Here is a 25,149-nt window from a genome sequence, read left to right on the forward strand (position 1 = left end):
GTAAAGTCAAACAATGTTATAATAACTCGATTTAAATTTTAAAATTCGATATAAAAAAAAGCCCCTTTAAAAAGAGGCTCATACTTATACTGTTAATCTTGGTTTCATCAATTTGGCGACCGTTGCCGTCCATCCTGTTTGATGGGAAGCGCCGACCCCGCGACCGTTATCTCCATGAAAGTATTCAAAGAAAGTAATGTAATCTTTAAAATTTTCATCATAATTAAATTTAGCATTTCCACCATTGAAAGGTCTTTGTCCAAATTCGTCTTTTAAGAAAATAGAACACAATCTGTTGCTGATATTGTGAGCAACCTCATCAAGATTTCTCTTATCACCACTTCCGGTTGGTAATTCCACCTTTAGGCTGTTTCCGTAATAAAAATGAAAACGCTGCAAACTTTCAACAATTAAAAAGTTGATTGGGAACCAAATCGGCCCGCGCCAATTGCTATTTCCGCCAAACATTCGGCTGTCACTTTCTGCAGGCGTGTAATAAACCACATTTTCATTACCATGAACTGAAAATACAAACGGATTTTCTTCATACACCTTCGACATCGCACGAATTCCATATTGACTTAAAAACTCGTTTTCGTCAAGCATTCTTGTTAATACTTTGGTTAAACGTGTTTTACGAAGAATGCTCATCAGGTGTTTTCTTCCATGGCCTTCTTCATCCCAGTGCGAAACAAGCTTTGTTAGTTCAGGCTTATTCTTTAACACCCATTCCATTCTTGCTTGGAAATTCGGCATTTTTTCCAATAAATGATGGTCTACAATTTCTACTGCAAACATTGGAATTAATCCTACAATACTTCTCAATCGTAAGGAAACGCTATCTCCATTCCCAAGCTGAAGAACGTCATAGAAAAATCCGTCTTCTTCGTTCCAAAGACCCTCTTTTCCATCACCCAGATTTTCCATCGCTTCGGCAATATAAAGATAGTGCTCAAAAAATTTGATCGCCATATCTTCATACACCTGATAATATTGAGCTAGTTCCATTGCAATTCGCATCATATTCAGCGCGTACATGGCCATCCAACTCGTTCCGTCGGCTTGCTCAAGGTGTTGTCCGTCCTGTAAAACTGTATTTCGGTCAAATGCACCGATATTATCAAGCCCAAGAAAGCCTCCACCAAAAATATTTTTGCCGTTTTTATCTTTTCGGTTGACCCACCAAGTGAAATTCAGCAATAATTTTTGGAAAACTTTTTCTAAGAATAAAAGATCGGGCTTTCCGTTTTGCTTTTCGTCAATTTTAAAAACTCTGAAGCAAGACCAAGCATGAACTGGCGGATTGACATCACTCAAATTCCACTCGTAAGCCGGAAGCTGCCCGTTCGGGTGCATATACCATTCCTTTGTTAATAAAAGGAGCTGTCCTTTCGCAAATTCAGCATCAATAATCGCAAACGGAACACAGTGGAATGCCAAATCCCAGGTAGCATACCAAGGATATTCCCACTTATCGGGCATTGAGATGATATCTTTATTGTGAAGATGATTCCATTCTGTATTTCTTACATAATTGTTGAAATCTCTCGGAGCTTCGTAATTTGGGTCACCTTTCAGCCATTTTCCTACGTTGTAATGATAAAACTGTTTGTTCCAAAGTAAACCTGCAAAAGCCTGTCTTTGTACATTTTTTTCATCGTCGTTCGTTACATCATTCTGAATTTCATTATAAAATTCATTGGCTTCATCAATTCTGTTGTTTAAAATTTCATCAAACTGAGAAAAAGGATCATCCAGCTCGTCGGGCGACAATCTGAAATCAAAAGTTTTAGATGCTCCTGCAGCAATTATTTCATCTACTATAAATGAAGCTTTGGAACCTCTTTTTTCAGGATTTACGGTATTGCTTCCGTAAGTGATATAATCGTTAATTCCGTCTTTATAATAGGTATTTCCGGGATACGGGGAACCATATAATTTCGGAGCATTGGTTTCATTATCACAGAAAACACTTTCCGCATTCATATTTCGCGAATACAGTTTTTTGATGGAAATACTGTCGTGATTAATATTGATACAACCTTCCTGAGCAGCATTGGTTTGCCCTTTGTACGTGTTATAGCCCCATTTCCAGTTATTTCTGAACCAAATCGTCGGGATCACCACAATAGGTGCATCAATTTGGCTTCTGTTACAAACCGTAACGCGAACTAAAATATCATTATGTTCAGCCTTGGCATATTCAATAAAAATATCAAAATATTCATCGTTATCAAAAATTCCTGTGTCGATGATCTCGTATTCAGGTTCTTTTTTGCTTCTTCTGGCATTTTCGGCACGAATGTCATCATAGGGAAATGCGTTGATAGGATATTTGTACACCAGCTTCATATAGCTATGGGTAGGCGTATTATCCAGATAATAAAAAATTTCCTTAATGTCTTCTCCGTGATTTCCCTGAGGGTTACTCAGCCCGAAGAATCGCTCTTTTACCCTTTTATCTTTCTTATTCCAGAAGGAAAGGGCAAAACAGAAAAGCTGCTTCACATCAGAGATTCCGGCAATGCCTTCTTCACCCCAACGATAGGCATAGCTTTCGGCAGTATTATGATTGGCGAAATTCCATGCATCGCCGTTGGAGCTGTAGTCTTCCCGTACATTTCCCCATTGGCGGTTGCTTACGTAAGGTCCCCAGTTTTTCCAGTTTTTATCTTGTAATCTTTGTTTTTCGGCAATCATATTTCATCAATTTTCCATACGAAGTTAGTTTTTTTGATAAAAAATTCCAACTTCCCTAATCTGAAAAATAGTTAATATTGGAGTGGAAACCTTTTGTTTATCAGTGTTTCGAATATTAAATTAAATTTTTATAAATATTTAAAAGAAATGTTTTATCTTTGCACCATTCGATCATTCAAATATTGAAAATGTTATCAAGAAAGGTTGAGGGATTAGACCCTGTGAAACCTTAGCAACCCTTTGCGCAAGCGAAGAAGGTGCTACGTTCTACCAAAATTATTTTGGACAGATAACTACTGAATCTTTTTTCAGCCATTTCCTGTGGCATTTTCAATTGTATTATCAAAAAGTATAATAGAATTGAAAACAGAATTAAACTATATTAATCTTTCGTATCAAACAAATTCCGGTAAGGAATATCATATCTCGTTGAGCTATCAGCTTTTCGGGCAAGACTTGTTTTCGTCACCTATCATTTTAGTTAATCATGCTTTAACGGGAAATTCTAATGTTTCCGGTGATAAAGGCTGGTGGAAACAATTAATTGGTGAAGGTCAGGTTATTGATACAAATAAATATACGATTCTGTGCTTCAATATTCCCGGAAACGGATTTGATGATTTTTTAATTGATGAATACGAAGATTTCACGCCTTCAGATATTGCTAATATCTTTTTACAAGGGCTTGAAAGTTTACATATTACAAGTTTATACGCCATTATTGGGGGCTCTTTGGGAGGAGGAATCGGTTGGGAAATGCTGGTGAAAAAGCCAAATCTTGCCGAAATTTTCATTCCTATTGCCTGTGATTATAAAACCCACGATTGGCTCCACGCACAATGTCTGGTTCAGAAATTTTTATTAAATCAAGAAAATGAACCTTTGCAAAAAGCAAGAATTCATGCCATGTTGTGTTACCGAACACCGGAATCGTTAAATGATAGATTTCAAAATAAATACAATCAGGAAAAACAAAGATTGGAATCAGAAGATTGGCTGATTTATCACGGAAATTCTTTAAACGAACGATTTAGTTTAAAGTCTTACAAGCTGATGAATCATTTACTGATGAATTTGAATGTTGATGAATCTCAATTGGAAAAAATTCAGGCACGAATGCACATGATCTCTGTAGATACAGATTTGTTTTTCCCGGCTTCTGAAATTCGAAGGTGTTTTGAAAAGCTGAAAAAGAAAAAGGAAAATGTTTTTTATCACGAGATCACCTCAATTCATGGGCACGACGCTTTTTTAATGGAATATAAACAATTAAATAATATCATAAAACTTATTCTGAATATATGACAACATCAGATACTATAAACATTTATCGAAACAAAGCGCTGGTCAACTTTGAAGGGAAAGACTTTTTAGGACACATCGGCATCGATTCCAGAATTTTCAAAGTATTAAATGAAGAAGGAATAAGCGTTGGCGTAATTTCTCAGCAGGCTATTGAAAACGGAATTTCTGTTTTGGTAGATGAAAAAGATGCGGAAGATGCAGTGCGTGTGCTGCAGGAAGAATTTAAAAAAGAAAAATCGAACGGGGCAGTAAGCAATATTTACAATATAAGTAATGTTGCAGTGATTGGTTTCGTTTCGGAAAATTATAGCAAAATACTTTCTGAACTTCAGAGAAATAAAATATTCCCTCTTTTGTTGAATCAAATTGCTTCGGCGGGAAGAGTAAACATCGTGGTAACCGATAATCAGACAGAAATTGCAAAAAATATTGTTGAAACTGAAATTTACGGAAAACCGAAAGTTGTTCATTTAGCATTAATCGGTCATGGAAATGTGGGCGGAACGTTGGTAGAACAGATTTTAGATTCTGAACACGATATTCTGAAACGTAAAAGATTGCAGCTGAAAATCGTAGCCATTGCCAATTCAAAGAAAATGGCTTTGAACAAAGGCGGTTTTGGAAGCGACTGGAGACAAAAAGTAAATTATTCTCAAACCGATTCCAGTATTGAAAGCCTTATCGGGTATGCAAAAGAACATCATCTGGAAAATTTGGTGATGGTAGATAATACGGCGAGTAAAGATTTTGTGAAGCATTACGATGCATTTGTGGATAACGGTTTTGATATTGTTTCTTCCAACAAAATTTATAATACGCTGCCGATTGCCACATATAGAAATTTAAGAAAATCTTTGGAGAAAAATAAAAAGAAATATCTATACGAAACCAATGTTGGTGCAGGTTTGCCATTAATTGATACGATTAAATTGCTACACCTTTCGGGAGAGAATATCACAAGAATTAAAGGAGTTTTCTCAGGAACATTGAGCTATGTTTTCAACAATTTTTCGTTGAGAGAGGATAAGTTTTCCACAATCATCAACGAAGCGCTGGAAAAAGGATATACAGAGCCGGATCCAAGAGAAGATCTTTCAGGAAGCGATGTTGCCAGAAAATTATTGATTTTAGCCAGAGAATTAGACCTTATCAATGAATTTGAAGATATTAACATTCAGAATTTGGTTCCTGAAAATTTACTTTCTGTTTCAAAATCAGAATTCCTTTCAAGACTGGAAGAATTAGACGAAGAATATCAAAAAATTAAAGAAGATCAAGAACCGGATCATGTGTTAAGATATGTTGGAGATCTTCACGGAGATTTGCAGAAAGAAAAAGGTGAGTTGGATGTAAAATTGATTTCTGTACCTGCAACCTCTGCTTTAGGACAGTTAAAAGGTTCAGACTCTATCTTCGAGATCTATACCGAAAGTTATGGTGAAAATCCAATCGTCATCATGGGAGCAGGAGCCGGAGCAAAAGTAACGGCAAGAGGTGTTTTCGGAGATATTTTAAGAGTAAGCGAAACGAAATAATCAATGAACCCGAAGGGTTCAATATCAATAGCCGTAGGTGAAACCTATGGAAAAAATAAAAATATAACAGTAAAGTAATGTATCAGTTTGAATAATAAGATTTTAAATTAATATATTTCTAAAAAGATAAATAAGTTTATGAGCGAAAATTTTCAACCAGAAACTAACAACGAGCAACTTTCAAATTTTGAAACGCTTGCCATCAGAACCCAAACCGAAAGAACTCAGTTTGACGAGCATTCAACGCCATTATATCTAACATCCAGTTTTATTTTTCAGGATGCGGAAGATATGAGAGCGAGCTTTGCAGAAGAAAAACCGAAGAATTTATACAGCCGATTTTCAAATCCAAATGTAACGGAATTCACAGATAAAATTGCTAAAATGGAAGGTGCTGAAGCAGGCTATGCTTTCGCAACGGGAATGGCAGCGATTTATTCAACATTTGCGACTTTGTTAAATGCTGGCGATCATATCGTAAGCTGTCAGTCGGTTTTCGGATCTACGCATACATTGTTTACAAAATATTTCCCGAAATGGAATATTGAAACCACTTATTTCAAAGCCGAAGATGCGGAAAATGTTGAAAAATATATACAACCGAATACGAAAATTTTATATCTGGAAACACCAACAAATCCTGCGATTGAGGTTTTAGATTTAGAATTTTTCGGACAGATTGCAAAAAAGCATAACTTAATTTTCATTGTGGATAACTGTTTCGCAACACCATATTTGCAGCAGCCGATTAAATATGGAGCCGATATTGTTTTACATTCTGCAACGAAACTAATTGATGGTCAGGGCCGTGTGTTGGGTGGAGTAGCAGTTGGAAGAGAAGATCTGATTCGTGAAATTTATCTTTTCGCAAGAAATACAGGTCCTGCAATGTCACCATTTAATGCTTGGGTTTTGTCAAAAAGTTTAGAAACATTAGCAATCCGTGTTGAAAAACATTGTGAAAATGCTTTAAAGGTAGCTGAGTTTTTAGAAAGTCATCCAAATGTAGATTTGGTGAAATATCCTTTCCTGCCATCTCATCCAAGTTATGAAGTAGCAAAAAAGCAAATGAAATTAGGTGGAAACATCGTCGCATTTGAAATCAAGGGCGGAATTGAAGGCGGTAGAAACTTTTTAGATAAAATTAAAATGTGTTCGCTTTCTGCAAATCTTGGCGATACGAGAACAATTGTGACACATCCGGCTTCTACAACGCATTCCAAATTATCCGACGAAGAAAGAAATGAAGTAGGAATTACAGCAGGTTTGGTTCGTTGCTCCGTTGGTTTGGAAAATGTGGATGATATTATTGCAGATTTGAAACAGGCATTGGATTAATGGCGAACCCGAAGGGTTCAATAATAATAACCGTAGGTGTAACCTATGGGTAAAAATATAAAAAATGAAAAATTCAGAACAACTATACAAAGCATTATCCGAAAGAATTTTAATTCTCGACGGAGCGATGGGAACCATGCTTCAGCGATACAAATTCGAGGAAGAAGACTATCGTGGCGGGCGTTTCAAAGATTGGGAGCATCCGGTAAAAGGAAACAACGATCTGCTTTCTTTAACGCAGCCTCACGCTATTGAAGAAGTTCATAGAAAATACTTAGAAGCTGGAGCTGATATTTTGGAAACTAATACGTTTTCGGGAACTACGATTGCAATGGCCGATTATCACATGGAAGAGTTGGTGTATGAACTGAATTATGAATCTGCGAAAATTGCAAGAAAAGTCTGTGATGAATTCACCGCTCAAAATCCGGATAAGCCGAGATTTGTAGCAGGTTCTATCGGGCCAACCAACAGAACGGCAAGTTTAAGTCCTGACGTAAACGATCCGGGTTACAGAGCCATTACGTTTGAAGAATTGAGAGTTGCCTACAAACAACAGTGTGAAGCTTTATTAGACGGAGGCTCAGATATTTTATTGGTTGAAACTATTTTTGATACCTTAAATGCAAAAGCTGCTTTATTTGCGATTGATGAAATTCAGGATGAAAGAGGAATAAAAATCCCGATCATGGTTTCAGGAACGATTACCGATGCTTCGGGAAGAACATTGAGCGGACAAACGGCAGAAGCATTTTTAATCTCCGTTTCGCATTTGAATTTATTAAGTGTGGGTTTCAACTGTGCGTTGGGTGCAAACCAATTAACTCCGTATCTGGAAACTTTAGCTCATAATTCAGAATTTGCTGTCTCGGCATATCCAAATGCGGGTTTACCGAATGCTTTCGGTCAGTACGACGAAACTCCTGACGATATGGCAAGCCAGATCAAGGAATATGTTGAAAAAGGATTAATCAATATTATCGGAGGTTGCTGCGGAACAACGCCGGAACATATCAAAGCAATAGCCGATCTTGTTGAAAAATATGAACCAAGAAAGGTTAATGTAACAATATAATAATTTATCAAGGTAACAATCTTCTTAAAGAATCTATTGGTGAACTAATACATTAATAGACTGTTACATTGATACATTGGTAAATTAAACTATGAAGTATTTAAGATTGTCGGGGCTTGAGCCTTTGATTATTACGCCGGAAAGTAATTTCATCAACGTTGGTGAAAGAACCAATGTTGCCGGTTCAAAGAAATTTTTAAGATTAATAAAAGAGGAGAAATATTCTGAAGCTCTTGATATTGCGCGTCACCAGGTTGAAGGTGGGGCGCAGATTCTTGATGTCAATTTCGATGACGGATTGATTGACGGAAAAGCTTCGATGATTAAATTTTTAAATTTAATTGCTTCCGAACCGGATATCGCAAGAATTCCGATTATGGTCGATTCTTCGAAATGGGAAATTCTGGAAGCCGGATTACAGGTAGCTCAGGGAAAATGTGTGGTCAATTCTATCAGCTTAAAAGAAGGCGAGGAAGAATTTATCAAACATGCAAAAGCGATTAAAAGATATGGGGCGGCGATGATCGTTATGGCGTTCGATGAGGTAGGACAGGCCGATACTTATGAACGTAGAATTGAAATTTCAAAGCGTTCTTATGATCTTTTGGTTAATCAATTAAATTTCCCTGCGGAAGATATTATTTTCGATTTAAATATTTTCCCTGTTGCTACGGGAATGGATGAACACAGAAGAAACGCCATCGACTTTATCGAAGCGACAAGATGGGTTCGCCAAAATCTTCCGTATGCGTCTGTGAGTGGGGGAGTTTCCAATGTTTCGTTCTCGTTCCGTGGAAATGACACGGTGAGAGAGGCAATGCACTCAGTTTTCCTATATCATGCGATTCAGGCGGGAATGAATATGGGAATCGTAAATCCTGCGATGTTGGAGGTTTATGATGAAATTAATAAAGAACTCCTAGAATTAGTTGAAGATGTAATTCTTGATAAGAGAGAAGATGCCACAGAACGACTTCTTGATTATTCTGAAAAACATAAATCGGTTAAAAAAGAAAAAGTAGAGGATCTGGAATGGAGAACAAAACCATTACAGGATAGAATCACTCATGCTTTGGTAAAAGGGATCGACCGTTTCATCGAAGAAGACGTGGAAGAAGCAAGACAACAGGCTGCGAAGCCACTTCACGTTATTGAAATCAACTTAATGACCGGAATGGGCGTTGTCGGAGATCTATTCGGAAGCGGAAAAATGTTCTTGCCACAGGTTGTAAAATCGGCAAGGGTAATGAAAAAAGCGGTGGCTTATCTGCAACCTTATATTGAAGCTGAAAAAGATGGTTCTAAACCAGCCAATGGGAAAATTTTGATGGCAACTGTAAAAGGTGATGTTCATGATATCGGTAAAAATATTGTGAGCGTTGTTTTGGGTTGTAACAACTACGAAATTGTTGATTTGGGGGTGATGGTTCCTGCCGAAAAAATCATTCAAACAGCAATTGAAGAAAAAGTAGATGTTATCGGATTGAGTGGATTGATCACGCCAAGTTTGGATGAAATGGTATACATCGCTTCAGAATTGGAGAGACAAAATTTAGATTTTCCTTTGTTAATTGGTGGTGCGACGACTTCAAAAGCACATACCGCTGTGAAAATCGATTTAAAATATAAAAATGCCGTTGTTCACGTTAATGATGCTTCTAGAGCGGTAAACGTTGTGAGTTCATTGTTGGGTGACAGAAATAAAGAATATGTTGAAGATTTAAAAAGTGACTATTCGGATTTCAGAGAAAAATTCCTGAACAGACAGGTTGATAAAGACTATGTACCCATTGAAGATGCCCGAAAAGACAAATTTAAAATCGATTGGGAAAATGAAGAAATTTTTACACCAAATCAATTAGGAATTCAGGTTTTTGAAAATCAGGATTTGAGAGAATTATTGCCTTTTATCGATTGGTCGCCTTTTTTCAGAAGCTGGGATCTTCATGGAAAATATCCGAATATTTTGGAAGATGAGGTTGTTGGAGCTCAGGCAAAGGAATTATTTAAAGATGCGCAGATTATTTTAAATCGAATTTTAGATGAAAAATTATTAACTGCAAAAGCCATTTTTGGAATTTTTAAAGCGAACTCTAATGAAACGGATGATATTTTAATCTTTGATGAAAATAATGAGCAGAAAGTAAAATTCTTAACATTAAGACAACAAGCTCAACGTTCAAAAGGAAAAGATTATTTGGCTTTAAGTGATTTTATTGCACCTCAAAGTTCAGGAAAAACCGATTATATGGGAGCTTTCTGTGTAACTACAGGTTTCGGAACCGATGAATTATCAGATGAATATGAAAAAGCGAATGACGATTATAACGCCATCATGGTAAAAGCTTTGGCAGACCGTTTTGCAGAAGCCTACGCCGAATTTTTACATAAAAAAGTAAGAACGGAATATTGGGGTTATGCGAATCAGGAAAATTTAAGCAATGAAGAATTAATTGCCGAAAAATATAAAGGAATTCGTCCTGCTCCAGGTTATCCTGCTTGTCCAGATCATTTGGAAAAACATGCGATTTGGAATTTGTTAAAAGTTGAAGAAGAAATCGGAGTTTACTTGACGGAAAGTTTAGCGATGTTCCCGACTGCAGCCGTTTCCGGATATTATTTCGGAAGTCCGCACGCGAAATATTTCGGATTAGGAAAAATTGCTGAAGACCAGTTGAAGGATTATTCGAAAAGAAAAGGGATTTCTCTGCAGGAAGCCAAAAAGTGGTTGAATCCTAATTTAGCGGATGGAATTTAATTCAAATAAAAACTTACTATTATAATTAATAATGAAAATCACTGATCATATAAAAAACGCAAACGGAAAAACATTGTTCTCCCTCGAAGTTGTTCCGCCACAAAAAGGAATCGGGATTGAAGATTTATATAAGAATATCGATCCTTTGATGGAATTTAAACCACCATTTATCGATGTGACGACTTCTAGAGAAGAATATATTTACATTGATAAAGGAAACGGCTTGATGGAGCGTCGTATCACAAGAATGCGCCCCGGAACATTGGGTATTTGCGCAGCCATTCAGCATAAATATAATGTTGATACGGTTCCGCATTTGCTTTGCGGAGGTTTTACCAAAGAGGAAACAGAATATCTTTTGGTAGATTGTATGTATCTGGGAATCGATAACATCATGGCTTTGAGAGGTGATGCCATGAAAGGTCACCAATATTTTGAACCCACTCAGGGAGGTCATGCCAGTGCAATGGATTTAGTTCATCAGATCAATGATTTAGGTCGCGGAAAATATCTTCATAATCAGGATGAAGAATGTGAAGAGCATAATAAATTCTGCATCGGAGTTGCTGGCTATCCTGAAAAACACATGGAGGCACCTTCAATGAATTACGACCTAAAATGGTTGAAGCAAAAAGTTGATGCAGGAGCAGATTATATCGTAACGCAAATGTTTTTCGATAATAAAAAGTTCATTGAGTTTGTGAAAAAAGCCCGTGAAATGGGAATTACAGTTCCGATTATTCCGGGAATTAAGCCAATTGCGACAAAGAAGCATTTGAAAATTTTACCTCAGATTTTTAAAATTGATTTGCCTGAAGAGCTCATCAATGAAGTTGAAAATGCCAAAAACAACGAAGCTGTAAAGCAGATTGGTATTGAATGGGCTATTAATCAGTGCAGAGAGTTGCTTGATTTTGGAGTTCCTGTATTACATTTTTATTCCATGGGAAAAAGCGACAACATAAAAAAAGTAGCTGGAGAGCTATTCTAATAAAGTAAAAGTGATATTTGATGGCCTTGTCGAAAGACAGGGCTTTTTTTGTATTAAAAGCTTATTAAATTAAGAATTTTCCATAATAGATTCGTCTCTTTTTCAATAAATTTAGTTAATGAATTAAATTTTCAATTTTAGTGTGTTAAAAACAATATTTTAACACAATTAGTGATTTTTATTTTTTATTTTCATTTTAAATTCTGCTTTATATGAAAAAAATAACATTACTTATCGGGGTTCTTGCGCTATCAGTAAACTTATACGCGCAGGTAGGTATTAATACACCTCTTCCCCAAACTTCATTAGATGTAGTCGGAAATGCAGCTTCTACTTCCTCAAAAGATGGCATTTCGGCTCCAAGGGTAACAAGACAACAGTTAGCTTCAAAAGTCGCAGGAAATTACGCTGCAGCACAAGTAGGAGCTTTGGTATATGTTACCGATTCTACAACTCCGACAGGAACTACGCCTAGTTTAGCACAAACAGTAGAGATTACAGGTGTTGGCTACTATTTTTTTAACGGTACAGTTTGGAAAAACGTAAACGACAACGCTGTTAATATTTATAATTCAAATGGAGTACTTTCCGGACCTAGAACAGTTACCACTGGTGGAAATCAGCTAAATTTTAATAACGCTTCAAACAGTAGTGTTACTATAGTTACTAATGCTACTGAAGGTCGTTTATTGGCTTCAGGTGCAAATAGAGGATCTTTAGCTTTATCTTCAGGAACGTCTATTTTGAATCTTTTTCAGGATAATGCAGGAGTAGCCCAAATTACGACCACCGGTGCCTCTACGGGTATGAACTTATTTACAACCAATACTACTCCTCTCACGCTTGGTACCAATAATACAGCAAGAGTTTCGGTTACCAGCGCTGGAAACGTTGGTATCGGTACCATTACCCCTGGGCATAGGTTACATGTGGTTTCAGATGCCGCAGCGGCTAATCGGTTTAATTTGATGGATGCTGATGCTTCTACCAATCAGTATGGTGTTTTAGCATTAAGAAATACCTCAGCATTAGCAACCGGAAATTTTTCATTATTAAATTTTACCAATAGCGGACCTACCTCAGGTGGAGGAAATTGGGGAATTGGAAGCATTCGTACCGGAGCAACTGTAACAACCGGAGCCGAAGAAGATTTCTATTTTGGAAATTCATTAGGCGGAACTTTACTTGAGCGCATGAGAATAACATCTGCCGGAAATGTGGGAATTGGCACCAATGCACCAGCAAGAAGATTTCATGTAAATGCAAATTCGGCTGCTGTAAGGTTTGAAAGTTTAGCTACACTTCCTACCAATACGGCTTCTACAGGTTTGGTAATTGATGCTAATGGTGATATTTATAGAAATAATACGGTATCTGTAGAGGGACAAATCTTGAGAATAGGATTAAATGCTGCTACCTATGCTGTTGGAGTGGAAGCCGGGCTAAGATCAAATCAGAATAATACTTCTGCTCTAATGGCCAATGCTCCAAATGGGGCTCCAAATTTTATTAATACAATTATTGGGGCTACTATTGCTTCGGGAGTTAGTGTAGCTGCCGGCCAAGGATCACCAGCAAGAACAACAGACCAGATTACCCTTCAGCCAGGAACTTACAAGGTGCAAGTAAGATTAGTAGGTAATTTTGCTAGTACGAGTTCTGCGAATTCTGTATTTTTAAAAAGTATTGTGAATAACAGCGAATATTCTTTAGTTAATTTTACCAATAATTCCAATCAAACAACAACTTATTATTTTGATGATTTTATTAATATCACAGGAACTGCACAAACAGTAGACTTTACTATCAGTCCAGGAACAAATACATTTACAACTGCATCTCAACAAACTCCGGGAACTGGAAACTCCTACAGAAGTTTGATTTTGATTCAAAGATTAAGATAATTTTCAATACAATTTATTTAGGTTAAAATGTTTCGGCGGTGGCTTTGCCACCGCCGAAATTATATCTTACAACATCGGATGCCTTTCAAATTCTTTATTTCGATCAAAAAGATAACGATATGTTGCCAATTTTCTAGTCACATTCGTATCCAGATTTTCAGCAATCTTTATCATTTTAGGATTAAAATCGCCAATCCATTGGAGCTCTGTAGTTCTAAAATCAGTATGTTTTCTTAGATGCTGAGTTCCTTCCCAAATCATAAAACCATCGATTCCTTTTCTTTGCCATTCTGGAACAACGCCGAAAACCAAACCAATCATTTTTTCATTTTTCTTAAACCTTTTCACCAAAAGAAATTTAAGTTTTTCAAACCAATCAAATTTTCCATTCAAATATTTAAACCATTGGTTGGTATCCGGAATATTCATCCACATCGCAATCGGCTTTTCATTTTCATAAACGAACCACGAAATATGTTCATTGATAATCGGTTTCATTTTTTTGAACATTTTCAAAGTTTTCGCTTCTTCCATTTGTTTCCCTTCACCATGCGAAGCCCATGCTTTATTATAAACTTCCGTAAAATCTTTCGCAAATTTTTCCAGTTTATCTTTCGTCATCGGGATGGCGGAAATTTCAGGATTTCGTTTATGTTTAGCATGCATTACGGTAAAAACTCTTGAAACATCAGCAAAAATAGATCTTGAGAAGCAAAGTTGTTCAAAATAAATTTTAAAACCATAATTCTCAAAAAGCTCTTTGTAATAAGGGAAATTATAATTCATCCCGTACAAAGGTTCTATAAAACCATCAATTAAAAGTCCCCAAAATTTATCGCGTTCTCCGAAATTAATCGGCCCGTCCATCGCATCCATTCCTCTTTGCTGAAGCCAAATTTTACAATGATCAAAAATAAAATTTGCGGTTGATTGATCGTTAATACAATCAAAAAAACCAATTCCTCCTGTTGGCTGATTTTGTTGATAAGTTTCGTTAACAAAAACAGCAACTTTCCCAACTAATTGATTTTGTTTATTCTTAAAGAGAAATCTTACACATTCTCCGTTTCTGAAAAATTTGTTTTTTTGTGGATTAAAAACCTCTTCAATATCTTTGTTTAAAGGTCTGATGTAATTTTTGTCATGTTGATAAAGTGTGGCTGGAAATTCTAAAAATTCCTTTTTCTGGGTTTCGTTTTGTACTTCTTCAACAATAATCATGACTTAAAATGAGAGTGAAGATTGAAAGATAATGTTTTTCAACCAAATTAAATATGACGAACAGATTTTATCCGTATTTTTGTGCAAATTAAATAAAAATGGTTGATTTTACTGATAACGACGATGATATTTTCACTGGAAAAGAACATACGCCTATAAGGGAAGATGCTTTTGAAAAATCGCCACAGGAAAAGATTGAGAAAATAACCGAGCTATTCGGTGAGATTATGGAAACGCTGGGACTTGATATGACTGATGATTCGTTGAAAGATTCTCCAAAACGTGTTGCCAAAATGTATGTAAACGAAATTTTTGGAGGACTTCTTCCGGAAAATAAACCGGGAATTTCTACCTTTTCGAACAAATATAAATACCGCCAGATGTTGGTGGAAAAAGATATTACAGTATACTCGTTCTGCGAACATCACTTTTTACCGATTATCGGAAGAGCACATGTTGCTTATATTTCGAACGGTGAAGTGATTGGTCTTTCAAAAATCAATAGAATTGTTGATTATTATGCGAAAAGACCTCAGGTTCAGGAAAGATTGACGATGCAGATTGTAGATGCTTTGAAAGAAGCTTTGGGAACAGAAAATGTTGCCTGTATCATCGATGCAAAGCATCTTTGTGTAAATTGCAGAGGAATCAAAGATACGGCAAGTTCTACTATTACAGCAGAATTAAGTGGGATTTTCAGAACAAATCCTATTACAAGACAGGAATTCCTTCATTATGTAGGAAGTCATGCGAAATTGGATTATTAAAGTCATGACTCGTGGATTATCAGATTCTTAAAAATATTGTTGAGGAAGAACTTCTAAGATTTGAAGAAATTTATGAAGAAGATTGGTCGTATAAAATTTCCCCTGAAAAATGGTCGAAAAAAGAAATTTTAGGTCATCTTTGTGATAGTGCTTTCACGAATATTAGGAGATTTGTAGTTACTCAATATAAAGAAAACGAGAATATTGTTTATGATCAGAATTTGTGGGTAAAAGCTCAGAATTATCAGAATATTCCGACGTCGGATATTATCAATCTTTGGAAATTTCTTAATTTTCAGATTGTGAATATTGTTGAAAATATTCCGGATGAAGCTTTGCAAAGAACCTGTGATATGACAAAAACAGAACCTCAGATTTTCACATTAGAATTTATTATTAATGATTACATTAGTCATTTACAACATCATTTAAAAGCAATTTAATAATGATAAAATTTAAAAAAGTTTCAGATAAAATTTTTGTAGCCACAATTATTTGTTGTTGCTGTAAATGCTGTTATTAAAAAGTGAAAGTCTTTTAATAATTAAAACTTTAAACTAAATTTTAAAATCATTAAATCAAAATAAAAAAATGCAACTAAAAATATACAACTCGCTTGCGGGAGAAAAAGAAATATTTAAACCAATTTTAGAAGGAAATGTGGGAATGTACGTCTGTGGACCAACGGTTTATAGCAATGTGCATTTGGGAAATGTAAGAACTTTCCTTTCTTTCGACTTCATTTACAGAAGTTTAATGCATTTAGGTTACAAGGTGAGATATGTAAGAAATATTACCGATGCAGGTCACCTTACCGACGATGGAGACGTGAATAACGATAGATTCGTAAAGCAAACTCGTCTTGAAAAATTGGAGCCTATGGAAATCGTACAAAAATATACGGTTGATTTTCATAAAGTTTTGGATATGTTCAATTTATTGCCACCAAATATCGAACCCACTGCAACAGGTCATATCGTTGAACAAATTGAATTAACTCAAAAATTAATTGAAAAAGGATTCGCTTACGAAAGCAATGGTTCTGTGTATTTCGATGTGTTGGAATATAATGCAAGAGGCTTGAATTATGGTGAGTTGTCAAAAAGAAATATCGAAGAACTTTTCGCCAATACCCGTGATTTAGACGGACAAGGCGAAAAGAAAAATCCACAGGATTTTGCATTGTGGAAAAAAGCTTCCCCGGCACACATCATGAGATGGAATTCGCCTTGGGGAGAAGGTTTCCCGGGATGGCATCTTGAATGTACTGCGATGAGCACTAAATATTTAGGTGAAACTTTCGACATTCACGGAGGTGGAATGGATTTGAAATTCCCGCACCACGAATGTGAAATCGCACAAGGGAAAGCTTGCAATGATGCTTCTCCGGTAAATTACTGGATGCATGCTAATATGCTGACAATGAATTCTCAACGTATGAGTAAATCAACAGGGAATTATATTTTGCCAATGCAGTTAATGACTGGTGAAAATGATTTCTTTGAAAAGCCTTTCCATCCATCGATTGTACGTTTTTGCTTTTTGCAGGCTCATTACAGAAGTGTTTTGGATATTTCGAATGATGCGATGTTGGCAAGTGAAAAAGGTTTCATCAGATTAATGGAAGCGATTAAAGTTTTAAACTCTATTACTCCGAATGATGAAAAACAATCTGGCTTCAATCTTGAGGAATGGAAAAATAAAGCGTATGATGCTTTAACAGATGATTTCAACTCTCCGGTTTTGATTGCGCATTTATTTGAAGCTGTAAAATATATTTTTGCTTTAAATGATGCTAAAGAAACGATTTCAACGAAAGATTTAGAAGATTTAAAATCTACTTTAAATGCTTTAGTTTTCGATGTTTTAGGACTTCAGGCAATTGAGGAAAACAATAACGAAAAATTAGACCAGACTTTACAGGTTTTAATTGAATTGAGAAATCAGGCAAGAAAATCTAAAAACTTTGATTTATCAGATCAAATTCGTGATAAACTCCTTGCAGAAGGCATCGAGCTGAAAGACGGAAGAGACGGAACGACTTACGTTTTGAATTAGAATAAAGTTTTCTTTTACTATATCTCTCGCAGATTTTACAGATTACGCAGATTTTTAAATACAATCATCTGCCAAATCCATAAAATCTGCGAGAGTTTTTTATGCATAAAACCATTATTTCTAAGAAGAAATTTATTTTCAAATCTTAGTCTAAACCTTAATCTCAACCTAAAAAAAAATTACAATCCAATTCAAAAATTATGTAACTTAGTCATAATAAAATGATTAAAAATAAAATTTACAGACTATGAAAAAACATTTATTCCCTTTATTTTCGTTGTTAATTGGAGCGAACGTTTCTGCGCAACAAGATTTTTTCGCCTTGGTAGGAAAAGATACACCGAGTATTACTTTCAACGATTTCCGTGCAATTGATGTAGCAAATGGAATTTCCGGAGAGAAAATTTTTACTTCCGATTCTTCTACAAGAGTTTTTTCGCAAACAAATAGAGGAGTTATAACTGAAGATAAAAATACCTACAATAATGCTCAGGCAACTACAATGGCAACGTTGGCTTTTGATTCATTCAATAACAATTTGGTGTATATGCCGATGTTTTCTTCTAATATTTACATTTTGAATGCGAAAACTAAAGAAATCACGTTGGTGGAAAACAATGTGGCAAGAGTAACTTCATGCGACATCAATTCTCATATTACGAGAATGACAACGGGTTATGATGGAAACATTTATGCCATTAACAATTCCGGAACTCAGTTTTTGCAGATCAGCAGAAAAGGAAATCAATATACTGTAAACGACCTTGGAATCATTAAAGATGATGCTTCCAACGGAAAAAATTCTTTCACAGCAATCGAAACTGGTTTTGGAGGCGATATGATTGCCGATACAGAGAATAACTTCTTTGTTTTTTCCACTTCTGGAAATGTTTTTAAAGTTTCTACGAAAGAACTGAAAGCGAAATTTATGGGTAAAATTTCCGGCATTCCTGAAAATTATTCAGTGAACGGTTCTGCGGTTAATTCAAAAGGAAAAGTAGTGATTGCAAGTGCAAAAGGAGCTTCTTTATATGAAGTTGATTTGAATACTTTACAGGCAAAACAAATTCCGGGGGAACAAAACCTTCACATTTACGATTTGGCAAGTAAATATTTCGCGTATGATAGAACAATTTCAAATAACGTTTTTGCCAACTTAGATATTTATCCGACGAGAGTTGATGAAAAATTCATCAATGTAAATGTGAACGATAAATCAGTAAAAGGGAACATTAAAATGAATGTTTTCGACTTATCTGGTAAAAATGTAATGAAGGAAAATTTATCTGTAAAAGACGGTTCTTTGAATCAGCAGATTTATCTTAAAAACTTAGTGAGCGGAGCTTATTTGGTAAATATTACTGATGAATCTGGAAAAATATTATTGAACAAGAAAATTTTAGTTACAGAATAATCTTTAACTTTGTTTAAAACTTAGAAACCTTTTCAATTTTTTGGGAAGGTTTTTTTAATGAATATTTGATATTCAATAAGTTTTGTTTTTCAAGATTATAATGTATTTTTATAAAAAAATATAAATGAAGCTATACTTTAATGTAGGATACAATGCAAAAATAGGAGAATCTTTGCAGTTGATTATCAATGAAGAAGGAGCTGTTCCGCAAAAGCACGTAATGTTTTATGCAGAAAACGGATTGTGGAAATCTGAGGTTGATTTTTTTTCAAAAACGATTTCATATCAATATCAATTGATAGATGAAAAAGGAAATGTTCTAAGAGAAGAATTTGTTCCGCATCATCTTAATTTTCCGCACAACTACAAGGAATTTGTAATTTTTGATGAGTGGAATAATAAAAATTTTCCTGAAAATTATTTAAACAATAAAATTCTTTACAACAAGCTGAATACCTTCTCTCCTGAGAAAATTTCAGTGTTGAAAAAACATACGCATTTATTCCGAATTGAAGCGCCGATTTATAATCCGAGCTGGAAAATCGTTTTGTTTGGAAACACGGCTTCTTTAGGAAATTGGGATTACGAAAAAGCGATCCATTTATCTCAGACCGATTTTGGAATTTGGGAAACTTCGCTTGAAATTCCTGAGAACGAAATTATTCAATATAAATATTGTCTTTACGATACCGAAAAAGGTAAAGTAATCGATGTTGAAACTGGAGAAAACCGTTTTGCTTTGCCGAATCAGTTGAAAGATGTTTTGCAGATTGTTTCAAATCATTATTTTAAGTTCAAATTGTATCAGATGTATCATGACGCTGGAGTTGCTGTTCCGATTTTCTCTTTGAGAACGGAAGACGGTTTCGGTGTAGGAGAATTTTCTGACATGAAAAAATTGGCAGATTGGACGAATGAAACCAATTTAGGAATCATTCAAATTTTACCAATCAACGATACAACGGCTAATTATACATGGACGGATTCTTATCCTTATGCAGCGGTTTCTGTTTACGCTTTGCATCCGCAATATATTTCTCTTGAAAATCTTGATTTTAAATTACCTAAAGATTTAGTTGAAGAATATAAAGCTGAAAAATCAGAATTAAATTCATTAGAATTAATCGATTACGAAAAGATGATTTCCGGAAAATGGAAATATCTGAAAGCGGTTTTTAATGAAGGTAAAGAGAAAATTTATAAAGATAGAAACTTTAAAAAGTTCATAAAAGACAACGAAAGTTGGTTGCTTCCATATTCTGCGTTTTGTGTTTTGAGAGATAAATACAAAACTCCGAATTTCAATGAATGGAAGACGCACAAAAAATATATCGCAGGAAAAATTACTCCGTTTTTTACCGCGAAAAGTAAAGATTACGATGCTTCAATGCTTCATGCCTGGGTACAATATCAACTTCATAAGCAGTTGAAAGATGCGATTGATTATACCCATAGCTTAGGCGTTTCTGTAAAAGGAGATTTGCCAATCGGAATTTACAGATATTCGGTAGAAGCATGGACAGAACCTGAATTATTCGGAATGGATTTCCAAGCCGGAGCACCACCAGATCAGTTTACAGAATTGGGACAAAACTGGGAATTTCCAACCTATAATTGGGAAGCGATGAAAGCTGACGATTATAAATGGTGGAAAAATAGATTTAAGGCATTGGAACAGTATTTTGATGCCATGAGAATCGACCATATTTTAGGTTTTTTCAGAATCTGGAGAATGCCGATTTCTGCAACACAAGGGATTTTGGGATATTTTTATCCTGCTGTTCCGATTACACTGGAGGAATTCAACGCTTGGCATATTCCATTTAATTTTGACAGATATTGCAAACCGTTTATCAACGATCATGTTCTTTGGAAATATTTTGGTGAAAACAGTAGTAAAGCACTTGAATTTATCAACAATAATCAGGACGGAACGTATTCATTTAAAGAAGAATTTAATACTCAAAGAAAATTATCAGATTTCTTCAAGAAAAACCCAAGAGGTTCGATTGAAAAGCAACTAATTTCACTTTGTGCCAATGTTTTATTTTTAATTGAAAAAAGAAACGGGCAAATTGTGTATCATCCGAGATTTAATGTTTACAATACAGATTCTTACAAATATCTTTCGGATTGGGAAAGAAAGGCAATCTACGATTTGTATCACGATTATTTCTTCAAGAGACAAGATGGTCTTTGGCACGAAAAAGCGATGGAAAAACTCCCAATGATCTTGAATGCCACTGAAATGTTGATTTGTGGAGAAGATCTTGGTCTGGTTCCGGATTGTGTTCCTGTGGTGATGGATGAATTGGCGATTATTGCATTGAAAGTTCAAAGAATGCCATCAGATAATATTCCGTTTTATAATCCTAAAAATGCGAGTTATCTGAATGTGGTAACGGCTTCTTCGCACGATAGTTCGACGTTGAGACAGTGGTGGAAAGAAGATCCGGCTTTGACGCAAAAATATTTTAATCAACAATTGGTTCAGTATGGAAAAGCACCTGATGAATTGAATGAAAATCTGGCAGAAATTATTATGAAGCAGCATCTTTACAATGATTCGATGTTAGCAATTTTCCCGATTCAGGAGTTTTTAGCAACAGATAAAGCACTTAAAAATCCGAAAATGGATAACGAGAGAATCAATAATCCGGCGGTTTTCCCGCATTATTGGAGATACAGAATGCATTTGAATTTAGAAGATCTAAAAACGCAGACCAATTTCAATCAAAAAATTGCAAACTGGGTAAAAGATAGCGGAAGAGCATAAATTTAACATTTGATTATCAATTACTTGATAAAAAATTAAAAGAAGTTTTATCGAAAGATTTAACTTCTTTTTTTTATTTATATCCAAAAGATAGAATAAAGATATTCTACTATATATTAACCAATTAACGACTATAAAATGAAAAAAATATTAATCGGTTTTGCTTTGAGTATGGCGACTTTATCGTTTGCTCAGCAGTATCCAAACAATGGCTGGGATGATGACGGATATTATCAGAATGACAATGGATATTACAGCGATCAGGATGACCAGAATTATTTCCCGGATGATTATTATTACAATTATCCTCAGGATTATTACCCAAGCAATTACTACCAAAGTAATTATAACGACTACAGGAACAGTATTGTAAACGTAAACTGGAATGTATTCTTCACCCAAAACAGATTGTCTCGTTGGCAAATAGATCAGATTTTACAATTAAATAATCTGTATTCAAGTTTTTCAACATGGAATAATTTCTACAGATACAACCCAGACAGATGGTATTATGATCGTTTTTATGCACTGGAAAGAATTATGGGACCGAGAGTTTTCGTTGTTTTCCAAAACAATTATTACAGAGGATATAGCAGCCCGGTTGTTTATTTCCAAAATTACAGAAGAACGCATTACGCTTCGATCTGCAGACCAATGCCTCGTTACAGAAATGTGAATATTAATATTTACAGAGTTGACAGAGCGAAATTCCGCAGAATGGATAATCCGACAATTAATATTGTGAGAAATAATACGTATTCCGGAGGATTTAGAAATCAGTCGAATAACAGAAATAATAATTCTGGCGGTTTCAGAAATGACAATGTGAGAAATAACAGCGGTTTCAGAAATAACAATGATAATGCGGTAAGAAATAATAATGAAGGCTTCCGAGGAAATAGAAACAATGACGGTTTCAGAAGTGAAAGAGCTGACAACAACAATGGTTTCAGAGGAAATAATGGAGGATTCCGAGGTGGAAATAATGAAGCAAGAAGAGAGGAGCCGAAAAGAAATGATAACAATGGTTTCCGTGGAAACAGCAATAACGGTGGATTTAGACAAAGAAGTGAAAATGCTGCTCCAAGACAGGAAAACCGAGGAAATGGAAACGAGAATCGTGGTGGATTCAGAAACAAATTAGCGAATAATTAATTTTCATATATTATATTTAAGTGGTGTGAAGGGCAGGTCATTTTTGATCTGTCCTTTTTTGTTTTAAAAATTAAAATATTGATATTTAAATTTAACATTTTTTATGAATATTATCATTTAACTTTAGTTTTAACTAATAATCAAAAAGATGTATAACAATTAATTAAAAATTTAAAAAAGATGAAAAAGTTAATTTTAGCAATAGCATTTATTGGAATGGGAAGTTTTGCAATGGCACAAACTACAACTCTACAGGATAAAGACGCCAAAAGAGCGGAATTTCAACAAAAAAGACAACAAAAAGAGCAGGAGCATTTGGCTCAGATGCAGAAAGATTTAAATTTAAATCAATCTCAGGTAGCGCAGATTAAAGCTCTTCATGAAAAAAGAAAAGATGATATGAAGGCTGATTTTGCTAAAAATAAAGAAGCAAGACAGGCTAAAATGGAAGAAATGAAAGCTAAAAGAGCGCAGATGGATGCTGATATGAAGAAGATCTTAACGCCAGCGCAGTATGATAAATGGCAGGCAGACAGAAAAGCGAAGATGGAAGCAAGAAAGGTGGCGATGAAAGACAAAGGAATGAAGGGAGGAAAAATGATGAAGAAACACATGGAGACGGCAGCTCCGCAAGCGAATTAATAGCTTATTTTTTTGATTTTTTAATGTTGAAAGAGCAGATGATTTTCTGCTCTTTTTGTATTAATTTTCATTAAAACTTTTGATTTCGGGCTTTTATTCCCTAATTTTGACTATAAATTTATTACTTATGATTAGCGAGAAAATTGCAAAATTAATTAACGAACAAATAGCTCACGAACAATACGCTGCCCAATATTACCTTTCTATGTCTGCATGGTTTTCTGCAAAAGATCTTGACGGAATTGCCAATTATTTCAGAGTGCAAAGCAAAGAAGAATTGATGCACGCAGATAAAATGTTTGATTATTTAAATGATGTAGGAGGCGAAATTATCATCGGGGAAATTGCAAAGCCACCTCATGAATTCGTAGGTGCGATCGATATTTTTGAGAAGGCTCTAGAGCACGAGAAAAAAGTAACTAAAAGTATTTTTAACATCGTAAAAAATGCAAACGAGGAAGGTGATTTTGCAACAACTTCTTTCTTACAATGGTTCATCAACGAGCAAGTAGAAGAAGAAGCAAGCGCATCGCAATATGTAACTAAAATCAAAATGGTAAGCGATAATCCATCGGCTTTATATCTTTTTGATCAGGAATTGGCGCAGAGAGTTTTTACTCCGGATCCAACAGCTTAATTTAAATTTTATTGTTAAGATATAATTTCGGCGGTGGCAAAGCCACCGCCGAAACATTTTAACCTACTATTTTTTAGTCAAAATATATTTTTCTCCTTCAGGTTTAAAACCTTCTTCGCTTTCCTTCATTTTTTGTAGTTCGATGGTATTTCCGGTAATTTTAAACTGGTACAAATCTTTTACAGAATTCTTCTCAAGCAAAATTCCGTCGAAATTTTGAGTTCCATCGGCAAAATCATACACAATTTCATATTTGGTATAATCCTTAAAATTTACTTTACCATCATTGCTGAACGTTATTGTGGAAGAAGATCCCTTCTCTGAGTAGTTTCCGTCAAAAAGTATTTTTCTTAAATCTTTCTGGACGTCTCCATCAAATTTTTGATAAGTTTCGGTTTTATTTTGATAAACCATTTCCAGATTTTGACCGCCCAATTTTAACCCTAAAAAATCTTTTAGATTAGGATCTGTACTTTTTCCATTTGCTAAAAATTCTTTTTTGCTTTCATCAAATTTAATAGGTGCATCAAAGCCGCCCTCATGTGCTGTAAAACCACGTAAATTAGCCTCTCCTTTAAGCAGTTCATTTTTATCAAGAGTTATGAATAAAGGGATAGCAGTGTTTCTATGCGGATAAATAGATTTTGTTTTCTGAATATTTTCCATATAAGCTTTGGAAATCCAGCTTCCGGAAATTTGTTCTACAGTTGATGAAATTGGAGTTTCAGATACAGAGATGTTTTCTTTTGAAGATTTTGAAGTCTCGTTTTTCTGTTGGTTACAAGATACTAGAACTGCGATTAGCAATACGTTTGTTAATTTTTTCATTCATTTGTTTTTTACAACAACGAATTAACAAATTAAATGCCAGCT

18 protein-coding genes and 1 riboswitch are annotated in these 25,149 nt (G+C 35.1%); of the genes, 15 read left to right on the forward strand and 3 right to left on the reverse strand.

The window, feature by feature from the left end:
• Positions 1-84 precede the first annotated feature (84 nt).
• On the reverse strand, positions 85-2,700 hold the full coding sequence (locus tag ABEG63_RS14210) for a glucosidase (protein ID WP_346585650.1): 2,616 nt from the start codon (positions 2,698-2,700) through the stop codon (positions 85-87).
• A gap of 188 nt (positions 2,701-2,888) precedes the next feature.
• A riboswitch (SAM riboswitch) is annotated at positions 2,889-2,996 on the forward strand.
• Between the two features lie 64 nt (positions 2,997-3,060).
• On the opposite strand from ABEG63_RS14210, the gene ABEG63_RS14215 reads away from it, so the two are divergent.
• The 7 genes from ABEG63_RS14215 (at position 3,061) to ABEG63_RS14245 (ending at position 13,606) form a co-directional block, all read left to right on the forward strand.
• Positions 3,061-4,005 (forward strand): alpha/beta fold hydrolase, encoded by a 945-nt coding sequence (locus ABEG63_RS14215; RefSeq protein WP_346585652.1) that lies wholly within the window; start codon positions 3,061-3,063, stop codon positions 4,003-4,005.
• Positions 4,002-5,540, forward strand: a complete 1,539-nt coding sequence (locus ABEG63_RS14220; RefSeq protein ID WP_267405831.1) for an ACT domain-containing protein — start codon at positions 4,002-4,004, stop codon at positions 5,538-5,540. Before ABEG63_RS14215 ends, ABEG63_RS14220 begins: the two co-directional genes overlap by 4 nt.
• Before the next feature lie 138 nt (positions 5,541-5,678).
• Positions 5,679-6,878, forward strand: coding sequence for an O-succinylhomoserine sulfhydrylase (locus tag ABEG63_RS14225; protein WP_346585654.1), 1,200 nt, complete (start codon positions 5,679-5,681; stop codon positions 6,876-6,878).
• Positions 6,879-6,942: 64 nt separating this feature from the next.
• Positions 6,943-7,953, forward strand: coding sequence for a homocysteine S-methyltransferase family protein (locus tag ABEG63_RS14230; RefSeq protein WP_346585656.1), 1,011 nt, complete (start codon positions 6,943-6,945; stop codon positions 7,951-7,953).
• A 91-nt stretch (positions 7,954-8,044) separates the two neighbouring features.
• The gene (gene metH / locus ABEG63_RS14235) at positions 8,045-10,711 is read left to right on the forward strand and encodes a methionine synthase (protein WP_346585658.1); all 2,667 of its coding nucleotides are present in this window, start codon (positions 8,045-8,047) and stop codon (positions 10,709-10,711) included.
• A gap of 31 nt (positions 10,712-10,742) precedes the next feature.
• On the forward strand, positions 10,743-11,702 hold the full coding sequence (metF, locus tag ABEG63_RS14240) for a methylenetetrahydrofolate reductase [NAD(P)H] (RefSeq protein ID WP_267405835.1): 960 nt from the start codon (positions 10,743-10,745) through the stop codon (positions 11,700-11,702).
• 212 nt (positions 11,703-11,914) lie between these two features.
• A complete protein-coding gene (locus ABEG63_RS14245; protein WP_346585661.1) occupies positions 11,915-13,606 on the forward strand; it encodes a hypothetical protein in 1,692 nt (563 codons plus the stop codon).
• A 66-nt stretch (positions 13,607-13,672) separates the two neighbouring features.
• On the opposite strand, the gene ABEG63_RS14250 is transcribed toward ABEG63_RS14245, so the two are convergent.
• A complete protein-coding gene (locus ABEG63_RS14250; protein ID WP_346585663.1) occupies positions 13,673-14,827 on the reverse strand; it encodes a hypothetical protein in 1,155 nt (384 codons plus the stop codon).
• Between the two features lie 98 nt (positions 14,828-14,925).
• Here ABEG63_RS14250 and folE point away from each other — a divergent pair, with 98 nt between their 5' ends.
• The 8 genes from folE (at position 14,926) to ABEG63_RS14290 (ending at position 24,276) form a co-directional block, all read left to right on the forward strand.
• Positions 14,926-15,594, forward strand: a complete 669-nt coding sequence (folE, locus tag ABEG63_RS14255) for a GTP cyclohydrolase I FolE (protein ID WP_267405838.1) — start codon at positions 14,926-14,928, stop codon at positions 15,592-15,594.
• Positions 15,595-15,605: 11 nt separating this feature from the next.
• Complete coding sequence (locus ABEG63_RS14260; RefSeq protein WP_346585665.1) at positions 15,606-16,037, forward strand: DinB family protein; 432 nt, start codon at positions 15,606-15,608, stop codon at positions 16,035-16,037.
• A gap of 148 nt (positions 16,038-16,185) precedes the next feature.
• Positions 16,186-17,652, forward strand: a complete 1,467-nt coding sequence (gene cysS / locus ABEG63_RS14265) for a cysteine--tRNA ligase (RefSeq protein WP_346585667.1) — start codon at positions 16,186-16,188, stop codon at positions 17,650-17,652.
• Positions 17,653-17,899: 247 nt separating this feature from the next.
• Positions 17,900-19,066 (forward strand): T9SS type A sorting domain-containing protein, encoded by a 1,167-nt coding sequence (locus tag ABEG63_RS14270; RefSeq protein WP_346585669.1) that lies wholly within the window; start codon positions 17,900-17,902, stop codon positions 19,064-19,066.
• A 124-nt stretch (positions 19,067-19,190) separates the two neighbouring features.
• Positions 19,191-21,842, forward strand: coding sequence for a 4-alpha-glucanotransferase (locus ABEG63_RS14275; RefSeq protein WP_346585671.1), 2,652 nt, complete (start codon positions 19,191-19,193; stop codon positions 21,840-21,842).
• Positions 21,843-21,980: 138 nt separating this feature from the next.
• Positions 21,981-22,997, forward strand: a complete 1,017-nt coding sequence (locus ABEG63_RS14280; protein WP_312396686.1) for a hypothetical protein — start codon at positions 21,981-21,983, stop codon at positions 22,995-22,997.
• A 180-nt stretch (positions 22,998-23,177) separates the two neighbouring features.
• Positions 23,178-23,639, forward strand: coding sequence for a hypothetical protein (locus ABEG63_RS14285; protein ID WP_267405847.1), 462 nt, complete (start codon positions 23,178-23,180; stop codon positions 23,637-23,639).
• A gap of 127 nt (positions 23,640-23,766) precedes the next feature.
• Complete coding sequence (locus tag ABEG63_RS14290; RefSeq protein WP_346585674.1) at positions 23,767-24,276, forward strand: ferritin; 510 nt, start codon at positions 23,767-23,769, stop codon at positions 24,274-24,276.
• A 66-nt stretch (positions 24,277-24,342) separates the two neighbouring features.
• On the opposite strand, the gene ABEG63_RS14295 is transcribed toward ABEG63_RS14290, so the two are convergent.
• Positions 24,343-25,104 (reverse strand): hypothetical protein, encoded by a 762-nt coding sequence (locus tag ABEG63_RS14295; RefSeq protein WP_346585676.1) that lies wholly within the window; start codon positions 25,102-25,104, stop codon positions 24,343-24,345.
• Positions 25,105-25,149 lie beyond the last annotated feature (45 nt).

This window comes from Chryseobacterium sp. C39-AII1, from assembly GCF_039672645.1.
Classification (GTDB): domain Bacteria; phylum Bacteroidota; class Bacteroidia; order Flavobacteriales; family Weeksellaceae; genus Chryseobacterium.

Bases quoted from the DNA above. Each gene is read 5' to 3' on its own strand.
- ABEG63_RS14210 (WP_346585650.1), bottom strand. From the start codon at position 2,700: ATGATTGCCGAAAAACAAAGATTACAAGATAAAAACTGGAAAAACTGG.
- ABEG63_RS14220 (WP_267405831.1), top strand. From the start codon at position 4,002: ATGACAACATCAGATACTATAAACATTTATCGAAACAAAGCGCTGGTC.
- ABEG63_RS14225 (WP_346585654.1), top strand. From the start codon at position 5,679: ATGAGCGAAAATTTTCAACCAGAAACTAACAACGAGCAACTTTCAAAT.
- ABEG63_RS14230 (WP_346585656.1), top strand. From the start codon at position 6,943: ATGAAAAATTCAGAACAACTATACAAAGCATTATCCGAAAGAATTTTA.
- metH (WP_346585658.1), top strand. From the start codon at position 8,045: ATGAAGTATTTAAGATTGTCGGGGCTTGAGCCTTTGATTATTACGCCG.
- metF (WP_267405835.1), top strand. From the start codon at position 10,743: ATGAAAATCACTGATCATATAAAAAACGCAAACGGAAAAACATTGTTC.
- ABEG63_RS14245 (WP_346585661.1), top strand. From the start codon at position 11,915: ATGAAAAAAATAACATTACTTATCGGGGTTCTTGCGCTATCAGTAAAC.
- ABEG63_RS14250 (WP_346585663.1), bottom strand. From the start codon at position 14,827: ATGATTATTGTTGAAGAAGTACAAAACGAAACCCAGAAAAAGGAATTT.
- folE (WP_267405838.1), top strand. From the start codon at position 14,926: ATGGTTGATTTTACTGATAACGACGATGATATTTTCACTGGAAAAGAA.
- cysS (WP_346585667.1), top strand. From the start codon at position 16,186: ATGCAACTAAAAATATACAACTCGCTTGCGGGAGAAAAAGAAATATTT.
- ABEG63_RS14270 (WP_346585669.1), top strand. From the start codon at position 17,900: ATGAAAAAACATTTATTCCCTTTATTTTCGTTGTTAATTGGAGCGAAC.
- ABEG63_RS14275 (WP_346585671.1), top strand. From the start codon at position 19,191: ATGAAGCTATACTTTAATGTAGGATACAATGCAAAAATAGGAGAATCT.
- ABEG63_RS14280 (WP_312396686.1), top strand. From the start codon at position 21,981: ATGAAAAAAATATTAATCGGTTTTGCTTTGAGTATGGCGACTTTATCG.
- ABEG63_RS14285 (WP_267405847.1), top strand. From the start codon at position 23,178: ATGAAAAAGTTAATTTTAGCAATAGCATTTATTGGAATGGGAAGTTTT.
- ABEG63_RS14290 (WP_346585674.1), top strand. From the start codon at position 23,767: ATGATTAGCGAGAAAATTGCAAAATTAATTAACGAACAAATAGCTCAC.
- ABEG63_RS14295 (WP_346585676.1), bottom strand. From the start codon at position 25,104: ATGAAAAAATTAACAAACGTATTGCTAATCGCAGTTCTAGTATCTTGT.